The organism is Dietzia cercidiphylli, from assembly GCF_014145145.1.
In the GTDB taxonomy this organism is placed as follows: domain Bacteria; phylum Actinomycetota; class Actinomycetes; order Mycobacteriales; family Mycobacteriaceae; genus Dietzia; species Dietzia natronolimnaea.
Genome location: NZ_JAALEA010000255.1, coordinates 1 through 13,925, shown reverse-complemented (window position 1 = coordinate 13,925; position 13,925 = coordinate 1). Strand labels below are relative to the sequence as shown.

Annotated in this window: 11 protein-coding genes and 1 pseudogene; 4 read left to right on the top strand and 8 right to left on the bottom strand. The window is 68.0% G+C overall.

The features are described from left to right. Positions 1-123 precede the first annotated feature (123 nt). Complete coding sequence (asnB, locus tag G6028_RS09720; protein ID WP_182653740.1) at positions 124-2,049, bottom strand: asparagine synthase (glutamine-hydrolyzing); 1,926 nt, start codon at positions 2,047-2,049, stop codon at positions 124-126. 227 nt (positions 2,050-2,276) lie between these two features. Between asnB and ctaC the strand changes: the two genes are divergently transcribed. Both ctaC and G6028_RS09710 read left to right on the top strand, forming a co-directional pair. Further along, positions 2,277-3,395, top strand: coding sequence for an aa3-type cytochrome oxidase subunit II (gene ctaC, locus G6028_RS09715; RefSeq protein WP_179525027.1), 1,119 nt, complete (start codon positions 2,277-2,279; stop codon positions 3,393-3,395). A gap of 36 nt (positions 3,396-3,431) precedes the next feature. Next, on the top strand, positions 3,432-3,848 hold the full coding sequence (locus tag G6028_RS09710) for a cytochrome c oxidase subunit 4 (RefSeq protein WP_179525028.1): 417 nt from the start codon (positions 3,432-3,434) through the stop codon (positions 3,846-3,848). 202 nt (positions 3,849-4,050) lie between these two features. Here G6028_RS09710 and G6028_RS09705 read toward each other — a convergent pair whose 3' ends face one another. Together G6028_RS09705 and G6028_RS09700 are read right to left on the bottom strand one after the other, a co-directional pair. After that, the gene (locus G6028_RS09705) at positions 4,051-5,208 is read right to left on the bottom strand and encodes an acyl-CoA dehydrogenase family protein (RefSeq protein ID WP_182615672.1); all 1,158 of its coding nucleotides are present in this window, start codon (positions 5,206-5,208) and stop codon (positions 4,051-4,053) included. A 129-nt stretch (positions 5,209-5,337) separates the two neighbouring features. Next, positions 5,338-5,862 (bottom strand): DUF3253 domain-containing protein, encoded by a 525-nt coding sequence (locus tag G6028_RS09700; RefSeq protein ID WP_179525030.1) that lies wholly within the window; start codon positions 5,860-5,862, stop codon positions 5,338-5,340. Positions 5,863-6,019: 157 nt separating this feature from the next. Here G6028_RS09700 and G6028_RS09695 point away from each other — a divergent pair, with 157 nt between their 5' ends. Next, positions 6,020-7,603 carry an FAD-dependent oxidoreductase gene (locus G6028_RS09695; protein ID WP_182640073.1) on the top strand — a complete coding sequence of 528 codons (1,584 nt, stop codon included), beginning with the start codon at positions 6,020-6,022 and terminating at the stop codon, positions 7,601-7,603. 264 nt (positions 7,604-7,867) lie between these two features. Here G6028_RS09695 and qcrB read toward each other — a convergent pair whose 3' ends face one another. Genes qcrB through ctaE form a run of 4 tightly spaced genes read right to left on the bottom strand, consistent with a single transcriptional unit; the run spans position 7,868 to position 12,226 of the window. Beyond that, positions 7,868-9,490 carry a cytochrome bc1 complex cytochrome b subunit gene (gene qcrB, locus G6028_RS09690; protein ID WP_182658743.1) on the bottom strand — a complete coding sequence of 541 codons (1,623 nt, stop codon included), beginning with the start codon at positions 9,488-9,490 and terminating at the stop codon, positions 7,868-7,870. Further along, positions 9,487-10,677, bottom strand: a complete 1,191-nt coding sequence (gene qcrA / locus G6028_RS09685) for a cytochrome bc1 complex Rieske iron-sulfur subunit (protein ID WP_182658742.1) — start codon at positions 10,675-10,677, stop codon at positions 9,487-9,489. Before qcrA ends, qcrB begins: the two co-directional genes overlap by 4 nt. Continuing rightward, positions 10,674-11,558, bottom strand: a complete 885-nt coding sequence (qcrC, locus tag G6028_RS09680; RefSeq protein ID WP_182615678.1) for a cytochrome bc1 complex diheme cytochrome c subunit — start codon at positions 11,556-11,558, stop codon at positions 10,674-10,676. The genes qcrA and qcrC overlap by 4 nt, the downstream gene beginning before the upstream one ends. Positions 11,559-11,614: 56 nt before the next feature. Continuing rightward, positions 11,615-12,226, bottom strand: coding sequence for an aa3-type cytochrome oxidase subunit III (gene ctaE / locus G6028_RS09675; protein ID WP_182610021.1), 612 nt, complete (start codon positions 12,224-12,226; stop codon positions 11,615-11,617). Positions 12,227-12,509: 283 nt separating this feature from the next. Here ctaE and trpD point away from each other — a divergent pair, with 283 nt between their 5' ends. After that, positions 12,510-13,574, top strand: coding sequence for an anthranilate phosphoribosyltransferase (gene trpD, locus G6028_RS09670; RefSeq protein WP_182610020.1), 1,065 nt, complete (start codon positions 12,510-12,512; stop codon positions 13,572-13,574). Here the strand turns inward: trpD and G6028_RS09665 are convergent. Then, a pseudogene (locus tag G6028_RS09665) lies at positions 13,555-13,925 on the bottom strand (hypothetical protein); the annotation flags it as partial. The gene trpD and the pseudogene G6028_RS09665 overlap by 20 nt on opposite strands.

Below are 13,925 nucleotides of genomic sequence, written 5' to 3'. Positions count from 1 at the left end.
AGTCAGGGTGTTGCGCTAGCTCCTGGAGACCACCCGAGAGGGTGTGTGCGGAACGCTCTTCTCGATGGGTCGGGCCCGCGGGGGCCCGAGATCGGGTCCGGCTGGCGGCGGGGTCGGGTCGGACTAGAGGCGCACGGGGTAGTCCCGCTGCTCGATGTCCGGGGTGATGCGCCCCTCCACGAAGATGCCGTGCCAGATCATGAAGCACAGCATCGTCCAGATCCGGCGGCTGTGGTCGGACTCGCCACGGCGGTGCTCGTCGAGCATGCGCATCACGGCGGCCTTGTCCACGAACTCGTCGGTGCCCGAGGCCAGGACCTGCGCCCGCGCCCAGTCGTGCAGCTCCGGTCCGGCCAGCCAGTGGCGGGTCGGAACCGGGAAGCCGAGCTTCTTCCGGTGCAGCACGTGCGCCGGCACGATCCGCTCGAGCGCCTTGCGGAGCGCGTACTTGGTGGTCCCGTGAGCGACCTTCTCCGTGTACGGCAGGCGGGAGGCGACCTCGTAGACCTCGCGGTCGAGGAACGGCACGCGCAGCTCGAGTGAGTTGGCCATGGTGACCCGGTCCGCCTTGACCAGGATGTCCCCGCGGAGCCACGTGAACAGGTCCAGGTGCTGCATCCGGGCGACAGGGTCCCACCCGCGGGAGCGCTCGTAGATCGGAGCCGTCACGTCCTGGTGGCTCCACTCGGGACGGTAGTCGGTGAGGACCGAGCGGACCTGGTCCTCGGAGAACGAGCGCGCGTTGCCGTAGTAGCGGTCCTCGAGACTCATGGATCCGCGATGCAGCAGGCTCTTCCCACGCGTGCCCTCGGGGATCCGCGTGCTCACCCTTCCCAGTGCGCGGCGCAGGCCACCGGGGATCTTCTCGAACGGTGCGAGCGAGAGCGGCTCCTTGTAGATGGTGTATCCGCCGAAGAGCTCATCCGCGCCCTCGCCGGACAGGACCACCTTGACGTGCTTGCGGGCCTCGCGGGCGACGAAGTACAGCGGGACCAGGGCCGGATCGGCGACCGGCTCGTCGAGGTACCAGATGATCTCGGGGATCGCGGCGGCGAACTCCTCGGGCGAGACCACCTTGACGATGTGTTCCACACCGATCGCCGCGGCGGACTCGGCGGCCACGTCCACCTCCGAGTAACCCTCCCGCTCGAACCCCGTGGTGAAGGTGAGGAGGTTCTCGTTGTGACGCCGGGCGAGCGCGGCGATGGCGGTGGAGTCGATGCCGCCGGACAGGAACGAACCCACGGTGACGTCGGCGCGCATGTGCTTGGCCACGGAGTCCTCGAGGGCCACGGCGATCTCCTCGTAGCGGCGCTCGGAATCGCCGTCGGCGACAGGGACCACGGGGAAGGTCGGCTCGAAGTAGCGCTCGATCACCGGAGCGGCGCCGGGGGAGAGGGTCGCGTGGCAACCGGATTCCAGGCGGCGGACACCGCGGGTCAGCGTCTCGTCCTCGGGGACGTACTGGAGGGTGACGTAGTGCTGTAGGGCGCGGGTGTCGAGAGAGGTGTCGACGGCGAGGAGGTCGATCAGTTCGGTGATCGACTTCTTCTCGCTCGCGAACGCGGTGCCCCCGGGACCGGTCGCCATGTAGAGGGGCTTGATCCCGAAGGGGTCGCGGGCCACGAAGAGGGTGCGTTCGACGGTGTCCCAGATCGCGAAGGCGAACATCCCGCGGAGCCGGCGGACGGCGGCGGGGCCCCAGTGGTGGAACGCCACCACGATCGGCTCCCCGTCGCCCTCGGTCCGGAACTCGGCACCGAACTCCTCACGCAGCTGCGCACGGAGTTCGACGTAGTTGTAGATCTCCCCGTTGAACGTCAGGGCGTAGCGGTCGGGGGCCTCGGGCGGACCCCAGCGCAGCGGCTGATGCGAATGCGCGATGTCGATGATCGACAGACGGTTGAAGCCGAACGCCAGGTCGTCGTCGACCCAGGTCCCCACCTCGTCCGGACCGCGGTGACGCTGGCACCCCATCGCGCCCAGAACCCTCGATTCCTGGGCGCGGGCGGAGCCGTCGGGGGTGAGCAGACCAAGCAGGCCACACATTCGTCGGGTACCTCGTCGATCGTCGTCGGGGGTGGGGGAGAACCCGCGTCTGCGGGCCACGATGGGTTCGAATACTACTGGTCCCGGGGCTCCCGCCCGCCGCGCCGGACGGCGGAGGGGTGGGTTCGGTGAAATGCCGGGACCCGCGGCTTCCAAACTGAGAGCCGTGGTCTACGATTCCTAAGTGTCCCGGCCACGTGGTCGGTGCCGCTGATCAGGAAGGCGTGATGGTGGAACAGCGTGACGGGCGTCGTCGGACGCGCAGGGCTGCACTCGCGGTGTCGCTCGGCACATTGGGCTTGATTTTGTCCGGTTGCAGCCTCCACACCGACAACAAATGGTGGAACCAGACCATGAACTTCGGGTTCCCCAACGGGATCACGCCCGAGGGCATCGCCATCAGGGAGTTCTGGACTATCACCGTCATCACCTCGCTTGTCGTCGGGTTCTTCGTGTGGGGCCTCATCTTCTGGACCATGGCCTTCCACCGCAAGAGGAAGAACGACGACGGCGAGTTCCCGCGTCAGACCGCGTACAACGTGCCGCTCGAGCTGGTCTACACGGCGGTGCCGTTCGTGATCATCTCGGTGCTCTTCTACTTCACCGTCATCACGCAGAACAAGGTCCTCGACCTCCGGCCGGAGGAAGAGGTCGGCGTCAAGGTCGACGTCACCGCGTTCCAGTGGAACTGGAAGTTCGGGTACAACAAGGTCGACGTCGCGGGTGTGTCCATCGAGGACGGCACCAACGAGGAGGCCCAGCGTGCGGCCGAGGAGGCCGGCGTCCTCTCGGAGGAGCAGCGCATGGCCCTCGGTCACCACGGGGAGCCCGCCGCCGGCGGTCCGATCCACGGTCGCCTCGCCGAGGACAAGTCGTACCTCCACTTCAACGACATCGAGACCGTCGGCACCTCCGAAGAGGTCCCGGTGCTCGTACTGCCGACCGGAACCCGCGTCGAGTTCCGCCTCGCGGCGGCCGACGTGATCCACTCCTTCTGGATCCCCGAGTTCATCTACAAGCTCGACGTCATGCCGCACCCCGGCCAGAACCAGCAGCTGAGCATGTTCCAGATCGCGGAGATCGAGCGTGAGGGCGCCTTCGTCGGACGGTGTGCCGAAATGTGCGGCGCGTACCACGCGATGATGAATTTCGAGCTCAGGGCGGTGTCGCCGGAGGCCTTCGCGGAGTACATCCAGTTCCGCCAGGACAACCCGACCGCGTCCAACGCGGAGGCGCTCGCGTCGATCGGCGAGGAGCCCTACTCCACGTCCACGGCACCGTTCAAGACCGGCCGCAGCGATACCCGCGACCAGAACAACATCATCGAGAACGCATCCGCTAACTGACGTCTCTCCCGGTATCACGCGAAGGGCTCCTGCACGATGAACGCAACAGTAAGAATCTTCGACGGACTGGTGGTCTTCCTCGCCATCCTGGCCATCGCGTACACCTACCTCACGGGCACCTCGCGCACGGGTATCGAGTGGGTGGGCTCCACGGCTCTCGTGCTCTCCGCCGGGCTGTGCCTGCTGATCGGTGGGTACCTCCGCTTCGTGGCGCGGCGCATCAGCACGCTTCCCGAGGACTACGAGGAGGCGGAGATCTCCGACGGCGCCGGCGAGCTCGGGTTCTTCAGCCCGCACAGCTTCTGGCCGTTCTTCATCGCCTTCTCGATCCTCATCATCGGTTTCGGCGCGGCGTTCTGGAACTGGTGGGTGCTGCTCGGTGGCGCGACCGCGCTGATCATCACCGCCTGTGCCCTGGTCTTCGAGTACCACTGGGGCCGCGAGAAGCACTGACCGACGGTCAGACCCCACGAGGCCCCCACCGCGAGACGCGGTGGGGGCTTCGTTTGTTCACGGATCACCGCCCGAAGCCGGGACTCATGTCGGCAACCCGCGGTCGTGGCGTCTCCGACGTCGGGGGCATCACCCGGGAACGAGCTCGGGCCGGGACCCGCGCGGCGCGCAGGTCCCGGCCCGGATCAGGCCCGGTGGGGGACTACAGTCCCATGTCCTTGGCGATGATGGTCTTCATGACCTCGTTGGTCCCGCCGTAGATCCGGTTGACCCGGTTGTCGGTGTACAGGCGGGCGATCGGGTACTCGTTGATGAACCCGTATCCGCCGTGCAGCTGCAGGCAACGGTCGATGACCTCGGCCGCGATCTCGGTGCAGAACAGCTTGGCCGATGCGGCCTCGGCCGCGGTTAGCTCTCCCTCGTCGAGTGCCTCGAGCGCGCGGTCGGCGACGGCCTGCGCCGCGTCGACCTTGGCCTGGCAGGCGGCGAGTTCGAACTTGGTGTTCTGGAACGAGGCGACCTCCTTGCCGAAGACCGTGCGCTGCTGGGTGTACTCCTTGGCGAAGCGCACCGCGGCCGCGGCCTGGGCGTAGGCGCCGTACGCGATTCCCCAGCGCTCGGACGGCAGGTTCTGGCCGAGGTAGTAGAAACCACGGTTCTCCTCGCCGAGCAGGTCCTCGACAGGGACCTTGACGTCGCTGAAGGCCAGCTCCGCGGTATCGGAGGTGCGCAGACCGACCTTGTCGAGCTTGCGTCCCACGGAGTAACCCGCGAGCTTGGTGTCGACGGCCAGGAGGGAGATGCCGAAGCGACGGTCGTCCTCGCGCGGGGGAGCGGTCCGGGCGCAGACGATCACGCGGTCGGCGTGGACACCGCCGGTGATGAAGGTCTTGGCACCGTTGAGGACGTAGTGGGTGCCGTCCTCGGAGAGCTTGGCGGTGCTCTTCATGCCGGCGAGGTCCGAGCCGGTGCCCGGCTCGGTCATGGCCAGCGCCCACATCTCCTCGCCGGAGACGAACTTGGGCAGATAACGCTGCTTCTGCTCCTCGGTCGCCAGGGCCTTGATGTAGGGCAGGCCCAGCAGGACGTGAACGCCCGATCCACCGAAGTTCACGCCCGCCCGGGCGGTCTCCTCGGACAGGATGGCCTCGAACTTGTGCGAGTTGATCCCGGCGCCGCCGTACTCCTCGTCGACGTTGATGCCGAAGACCCCGAGATCGGCGAGCTTGTAGTAGAACTCGCGCGGCACGATGCCCGCGTCGAACCACTCCTGGAAATGGGGGGACACCTCGGACTCGATGAAGGCGCGGATGGTCTGGCGGAAGGCCTCGTGGTCTTCGTTGAACACTGTGCGACGCAAGGGTGTATGCCTTTCCATTGGACGACCCGCCGTGAGAGGGGGACGGGGCGATCTGGTGAATGTCTCCTACCAGAAGTGATCGTACAAGGTCGCGAACCGCGACATGGCGGGGGTTACCGGCTGGTAGCTTCAGTCCCGTGCCACGCTGCCGTCCGTCGGTGGCCGGAAGTCGAGCGCGTCCGCCGCCACGATGCGGATCGGGCCTCGGATGTCGGCTCCGGAGACGACCCGGCCACGTTGCGTGATGGCGACGACGCCGTCCGCTCGGAGATCCAGGGCGACCTGTCGGGCGGTGTCCATGAGCTCGCGCCACTGTTCGCCGCCCACCGTGCGGGCGGCGTCGCTGGGGCAGATCGAGCCCTCGCCGCGGGAGCGGAGCAGCGTTCGGATCGTCGCGGCCAACCGGTTCCGCGTCCCCTCCTCGGTCGGATCCCACCAGGGGTCGCCGCGCTCGCCCAGCGCGGTCTTGGCGTCGTGCACCATCACCCGCGCGGCGTCACCCTCGGACTTCACGAGCCGGCGGCCGGTCATGAGCGCGGAGACGAGTTCGGTCCTGAGCGTGTCCGGGATCGACGGATCGGTGGCCCTCCATCGCCTCCCCCTGACCACGATGTAGCGACCGTCCTCGGTGTGTTCGACCTCGTTGCGCGTCACACCGCGATCATGCCCGCACGACGTTGAGGTGTCACGAAACCCGCCGGTCGGGCCACGGAAACGCGCCGGGAAGCTAGTGTAGAACGTGTTCTAGTAGGCGTCGGCCCACGGCCGGTGTCCGGGCCGTGTGCCCGTGACGACGAGACGAGGAGAGCCCGTGACGACGCAGGCCGGCACGTTCGATGCAGAGTTCGATGTGGTTGTGGTGGGATCGGGCGTCGCGGCGCTCTTCGGCGCGGCCGCGGCGGCCTCGCGGGGGCTGTCCACCTGTCTCGTCGAGAAGACGGACCGTTTCGGGGGCACCTCCGCGTACTCGGGCGGCGCGGTGTGGTTGCCCGGCAACGCCGTCCTCGCCCGCGACGGGCTGGAGGACTCGGTGGACACGGGCCGCACCTACTTCCGCGCCGTCGTGGGCGACCGGACCGACCACGACCTGCAGGACGCGTACCTGAACACCGGGCCGATGGTCGTCGACTTCCTCCAGGACACGCTGGGGATCCCTACGAGATTCCAGGCGTTCCCCGACTACTTCGACGCACCCGGACGCCAGGAGGTGGGTCGAAGCATCTACCCCAAGCCCATCAAGGGGGAGGAGGTCGGTGAGCGCACCGGAGATATCCGCTCCTCGGTGCCGTCGGATCAGTTCGGTTCCCCGGAGGACACCGCCAGGTTGGAGGGCGGCCGCGCCTGGGTCGCCCGGCTCGTGCTGGCGTTGGATGGCATGGAGTCGGCCGAGCTCTGGCTGTCGACGGCTGCGGAGCGACTTATCCGCGACGACGACGGGCGGGTCGTGGGGGTCGAGGTGCGAGAGGGCTCGGGCCTGCGGTCGATTCGCGCACGGCGGGGCGTACTCGTCGCCGCGGGCGGATTCGAGCGGTCGACGGAGTTGCGTCGACGGTGGCAGCGGATGCCGACCTCTGACTGGTCGGCCTCCCACCCGGATACCGGTTCCGGGGACGCCGTCCGCATGTTCGACGAGGTCGGGGCCAGACTCGACCTGCTGGACCAGTCATGGTGGTGTCCGGCGACACTGTTCCCCAACGGGCACGCGGCGTTCACCCTCGGTTTCCGCTCCGGGATCATCGTCGACGGCGCAGGTCGTCGCTTCGCCAACGAACTCCTGCCGTACGACCAGATGGGCCGTCGCATGCACGCCCGGATGGACGACGGAGCGGGCGAGGAGTTCTGGTTCGTCTTCGATGACTCGGAGGCGGGCGGGTATCCGGCGATCTGCGTCCCCGCCCCTGATCCCGAGCAGCTGCGGGCGGCCGGGCTCTGGCACACCGCAGCGACGATCGGGGAGCTGGCCCAGGCCATCGGTATCGATCCGGACGTCCTCGCCGAGAGCGTCACCCGGTTCAACGGCCATGCCGCGCAGGGCAGAGATGACGACTTCGGACGGGGCGAGGATCCGTACGGGAGGTTCTTCCTCGGCGCCTCCACTGCCGAGGAATGCCTGCGGCCCCTGGGGGGCGATCGTCTGCACGCCGTGCGCCTGGTGCTGGGGGACCTGGGCACCAAGGGTGGTGCCGTGATCGACCCGAACGGGGCCGTGGTGGGTACCGACGGTGCACCGATCCCGGGCCTCTACGCCGCCGGCAACTCGTCGGCGTCGGTGTCCGGTGAGGCATACCCGGGTCCCGGGGTTCCCCTGGGGTCGGGCATGACCATGGCCTTCCGGGCCGTGGCCGACATGGCCGGGAAGCCGCTGCCGGTGAACCCCGCTCCGGTCGCCCGGTGACCGGAGCGCCCGCCACCTCTCGCGGGTGGCCGGGCACGGTGACCGCACCTCCCGGGTGGTCCCACGGGCCTCCGGCCCAACCCGTCCCATGAGGAGGACGTCCCAGGCGCCGGGGTGAGGCCGGTGTCACGCGGCCCGCGACGTCGACCCCCCGACAGATCACCCGCTCCCGAAAGATCACTCGCCCCCGGTGGAGGAGGCGAGACGACCGCGGGCCGGAACTCCTCTCGGAGCTCCGGCCCGCGGTCGGGTGTCAGCGGTGGATCAGTGCTCGTCGTGGCGACGCGTACGGTTCTCCTGCTGCAACGTGGTGAGCATCGAGTGCTCGCGGTCGTGCTTGCCGTGATCGGCGTCGTCGAGATGACGCACCTCGTCGACGGGGTCGGCGGTGAGTGCGCCCCGCGGGGGCCGGCCGGCCGCACCGAGCTGGTTCATCTTCGTGGGCACCTTGGCACCCGCGTACTCGAGCGGAACCGCGTGACCGTGCTCGTCCATCCCGCCCAGCGGCTGGTGGACCTCGACGAACTCGCCCTGCGGCATCCGCATGATGATGCCGGTCTCGATCCCGTGCTCCAGGACCTCCCGGTCGGCCCGCTGGAGACCCAGGCAGAGACGGTAGGTGAAGAAGTACATGACCGGCGGCAGCAGGATCAGACCGATCCGGCCCGCCCATGTGGTGGCGTTCAGCGAGATGTTGAAGTGATACGCGATGAGGTCGTTGGATCCCATCAACACCAGGATCACGTAGAACGTGATGGCCATGACGCCGGCGGCGGTACGAACCGGAACGTCGCGCGGACGCTGGAGCAGGTTGTGGTGCGCGGTGTCACCGGTGAGCTTGGCCTCGATCCACGGGTACAGGAACATCACCGCGACCATGGCGCCGAGCATCACGGCCACCCAGAGGACGGCAGGGATGGTGTAGTTGCCCAGGTAGATCTCCCACGCAGGCATCACGCGGGCGCCGCCCTCGGTCCACAGCATGTACCAGTCGGGTTGCGAGCCGGCGGAGATGTGGGATGGGTTGTACGGCCCGAGGTTCCATATCGCGTTGATGGTGAACAGGCCCGAGAAGAGCATGAGCATGCCGACCGTGATGGCGCCGAACGCGATGGACTTGACGGCGAAGACCGGGAGGATCCGGACGCCGACGACGTTGTTCTCCGTGCGGCCCGGCCCGGGGAACTGCGTGTGCTTCTGGTACCAGACCAGCGCGAGGTGCGCGGCGATGAGGGCCAGGATGATAGCGGGGATGATGAGCACGTGCAGGATGTAGAAGCGCGGGATCAGGAGATCGCCGGGGAAGTCCCCGCCGAAGATCATCCAGTGCATCCAGGTCCCGATCACCGGGAGCCCGACGATGATGCCGGAGGTGATCCGGATGCCGGTTCCCGACAGGACGTCGTCCGGGAGGCCGTAGCCGAGGAAGCCCTCGACGATGCCCAGCAGCAGCAGCACGCAACCGATGACCCAGTTGGCCTCACGCGGGCGACGGAACGCGCCGGTGAAGAAGATGCGGATCATGTGGACGATCATCGAGGCGACGAAGAGTAGTGCCGCCCAGTGGTGGATCTGGCGCACGAACAGGCCGCCGCGGACCTCGAACGAGATGTTGAGCGCCGTCTCGTAGGCCCGGGAGATCTCGATGCCGTTGAGGGGCGCGTAGGCACCCTGGTAGATCACCTTCGACATCGACGGGTCGAAGAAGAGGGTGAGGTACACACCCGAGATCAGCAGGATGATGAAGCTGTACAGGGCGATCTCGCCCAGCAGGAAGGACCAGTGCGTGGGGAAGACCTTGTTGATCTGCCGACGCATGCCCTTGGCCATGGTGTATCGCGAGTCGAGGTTGTCCCCGATCGTCGCGAGCTTGGTGTTGTTACTCATGAACGACGCTCCCAGAAGGCAGGTCCGACCGGCTCGATGAAGTCACCGTTGGCGACGAGGTAACCCTCGCTGTCAACCGCGATGGGCAACTGCGGCAGTGCGCGCGCGGCGGGGCCGAAGATCGGCTTCGCGTACTCGAGCGCGTCGAACTGCGACTGGTGGCACGGGCAGAGGAAGCGGTGCGTCTGCTGCTCGTACAGTGAGGTGGGGCACGCCAGGTGCGTGCAGATCTTCGAGTAGGCGTAGAGGTCGCCGTAGTTGAAGTTCTCCTGGCCCTTGCGCTTGATCACCCGGGCCGAGTCGGCGGGGCGGAAGCGGATCAGCATGACCGAGTTGCGCGCCCCGTGGATCGAGTGCATGTGCTCCTCGAAGTCGCCCAGGGCGCTCTCGGGAAGCGGGAAGACCGACTCGAGTCCACCGGCTGAGAGGTCCTCGACGTGGATGCGCTCGAGGCGTCCCTCACCCGCGGGGGGATGGCCGTCCGGGTAGACCTTGCCGGTGTCGCGACCGAGGTACACCTTCTCGGCCGGGAGCCCGTCCGGACGGGTGTCCGACGCGAGGGTCCACCCCGTGGTGTGCAGGGTGCCGTCTCCGGCGATGGTGAGTTCCCCACGGCGCCACGGGTTCTTGACCATGCCACCGAGCGGCAGGATCGCGGACAGACCGATGAGGGCCACGCTCGCTCCGAGGAAGCCGCCCATGACCTTGCGGCGACCCAGGGTCGAGGTCTTCCAGGAGTCGTTGAGCCCGGCGACGAGGGTCCGGCGGTCGATGTCCTCCGACGGGCCGTCGTGACGGGTCTGGACCGAGATCTCCTCGGGGATGAACTTCTTGGTGAACTGCACCGCACCGAAGCCCAGGAAGAGGATCGACAGGCCGATCGTCAGGCCGAGGAGGGGCGTGTACACCATGTAGAGCCAGTAGCCGTCCTCGCCCTGGCCGCGGTACTCCCAGGGCCAGGCGATGTAGATGACGGCGAAGGCCAGCGCGAGGACCGCGGACAGTGCGAACCAGGTGGTGACGACTCGTGCGGCACGCTTCTCGGATCGCGTGGTGACACCGTCCGGCCACCGGTTCTCGCGGAATCGGACGTCGACCTCGTCGAGTTCGGTTCCCAACCGGACGAGCTCGGCGTCGCTCATCCGGTCGAGGTCCGCGGGGGACGGGTTCTTGGGGGTCTCACTCATGAACGGGATCCGATCCAGAGGGTCGCACCGATGAGGGCGACGATGCCGACTAGCCAGATGGCCACACCTTCGGTCACGGGGCCGAGTCCGCCGAGCGCGTAGCCGCCGGGCGAGACCTTGGAGTCCGTGTCCTTGATGAAGGCGATGATGTCCTTCTTCTCGTCAGGCGTGAGCTGACGGTCCGAGAACTTGGGCATGTTCTGCGGACCGGTGAGCATCGCCTGGTAGATCTCCTGCTCGTTGGCAGGGTCGAGGATGGGGGCGTACTTGCCCGCCGACAGCGCTCCGCCGCGACCGGTGAAGTTGTGGCAGGAGGCGCAGTTGAGGCGGAAGAGCTCGGAACCGCGCGCGATCTCCTCGGCGCGGGCCTCGCCCGAGGCACCGCGCAGCGACCCCTGGGCGATCGACCCGTCGGGATCGGTGACGATCTCGGGACCGCCGCCGAAGAGGTGGACGTACGCCGCGAGCGCGATGATCTGGTGCTCGCTGTAGCGCGGCTTCTTGCGCTCGGCCTGGGCCTCGTTGTTGGCCGCCGGCATACGACCGGAATGGACCTGGAAGTAGGTCGCGCCCGCGCCCGTGCCGACGAGCGAGGGCCCGCGGTCCTCGACACCCTGCAGGTTCATTCCGTGGCAGGTGATGCACGCGACGTCGTAGATCTGCTTGCCCTCGGCGATGAGCGCGGCCTGGTCCTGCTGGGCCGTCGCGACCTGGGGATCGGGAACGACGGCAGTGGCGATGGCCCCGGCGCCGAGGAGACCGGCGGCGATGACGAGCGCGCCGGTCGCCTTACGGCGACGCTTGGACGAGACCGGGCGCGCCGGATTCACCGCGGGCTCCGGCGACGGCGTGTCCGCAGCGGGTGGGTGAGGTGAGTTCATTATGAGTTCCCTTTGGAGTTGGGACCTGCTGGACGCAGCGTCCTGCGGCCAGCTGACTACTGAATGAAGTAGATGGTGACGAAGAGGCCGATCCAGACCACGTCGACGAAGTGCCAGTAGTACGACACGACGATGGCCGCCGTGGCCTGGGCGGGAGTGAACCGGGACATGGTCGTCCGCATGACGAGGACGACGAACGCCAGGACGCCGGCCGCCACGTGGAGGCCGTGGAAACCGGTGGTGATGAAGAAGACGGACCCGTAGACGCTGGACGAGATCGTGGTGCCCTCGAGGTACAGCATGACGTACTCGTAGGCCTGACCGATGAGGAAGACCGTGCCCATGAGGGCCGAGATGATGTACCAGCGACGGAGACCGAAGACGTCACCCTGCTCGGCGGCGAAGACGCCCATCTGACAGGTAACCGAGGACGCCACGAGGATCGCCGTGATAGTCAGGGCGAACGGGACGTTGAGGTGCGTCGGGTAGGAGGGCCAGTCACCTCCCGAGTTCGCCTTGGAGACGAAGTACATCGCGAACAGCCCCGCGAAGAACATCAACTCCTGGGACAACCAGATGATGGTGCCCACACTGACCATGTTCGGCCGGTTCAGCGAATGAACGCGCTGAGCCATTGCCGATCCTGAGTTATCCACTGCGCTCGTCACGAGGCCAAGTATGACCCCTGAGGTGGGCGGAGGCTGCAGGGACCCCCGATTTCGGCGTGTCCCCACAGCGTTTTCGCAGGTCGTTCCTAGAACTCCCCGGTAACCCGTCAGGGGACGCACCCCGTGCAGGGGTATCAGGGCCTTCTCAGGCTCTTCTGCGGCTGGGGGAACGGGTCCCGTGACGGGAGTCCGCGGGCACCGACGACGCGGCTGGTGGCACGATTGTCACTGTGCGGTCGGACGGTGACGGACCGCCGGGATCCAGGGAGAGAGGTCGGGACACGTGGGGAGTTCTGCAGCGTTCGACGAGGGCCGGTCCTGGCCCGGGGTACTCGGCACGCTCACGGCGGGTGAGGACCTGGAACCGGCGGACGCCCGCTGGGCGATGTCCCGGATCATGGAGGGCCTCGCGACGGATGCGCAGATCGCGGCGTTCGGGGTCGCGCTCGACATGAAGGGTGTCACGGGTCCGGAACTGGACGCCCTGTCCTCCACGATGCTCGACTACTCGCGTCGCGTGCCGACCTCCCGGCCCTGCGTCGACATCGTCGGGACCGGCGGGGACCGGCAGGGAACGGTGAACATCTCCACCATGTCCGCCCTCGTCGTGAGCGCCTGCGGAGTGCCCGTGGTCAAGCACGGTAATCGTGCGGCGTCATCGAAGAGCGGAGGGGCCGACGTCCTCGAGGCTCTCGGGGTGGCGATCGACCTGGGCCCGGAGGAGGTCGCCCGGTGTGTCGACGAGGTGGGTGTGGCCTTCTGCTTCGCCCCCGTGTTCCATCCCGCCCTCCGCTTCGCCGCCGCGCCACGGCGGGAGATCGGCATCCCGACCGTCTTCAACATCCTGGGTCCCCTGACCAACCCCGCGGCCCCCGCGGCCAACCTCATCGGGTGCGCCTTCGACCGTCTCATGACCGTGATGGCGGAGGTCTTCGCGCTCCGCGGGCGCTCGGCGCTCGTCGTGCGGGGAGCCGACGGCCTCGACGAGATCACGATGACCGGGCCGACCCGCGTGCTGCGCGTCTCGCACGGCCGGATCGAGGAGGACGAGATCGCCCCCGGCGACTTCGGGATGGCGACGTGCGCGATCGAGGAGCTGCGTGGGGGGGACGGGCAGCACAACGCGGGCGTCGCCCGGGACCTGCTGGCGGGTAAGAAGGGCCCCGTCAGGGATGCCGTCCTGCTCAATTCCGCGGCTGCGCTGGTGGCTTTCGACGGACTCGAGCCGGGAGCTGACCTGGTGACCGCGATGACGTCGGCGGTGGATCGCGCCGCGAGGGCGGTGGACGACGGCGAGGCGGCCGGACTCCTGGACAGGTGGGCGGCCTTCAGCGTCGCGCGGGACTGATCCCTGCTCTGCTCGTCTCCGCGGCCGCCCGTTCGGCTCGATCCGCCCATGCGGTCAGAGTGTGGGCACCGTCGACGGGGAGGGCCCAGCAACCCGCGACCGACACGATGCGGGTGGGTGCGGAGTCGATCCATCTGTGCACGTTCCGGATCTCCGAGGCGCTGGCGCCGGAGAACGGCCCGGGTCCGGGTCGCACGGTCGTGGCGCCCGCCCTGAGTGAGTCGATGACGGGGAGGGGGGCGGCCCCGGCCGGCACGATCCCCGAGGCGGCCAGACGTCCGTGACGCACGACTGCCACGGCCCATGTGCGCGCGGGGCCGGGCTGGGCCAGGACCAGCTCGGGCAGGCCGG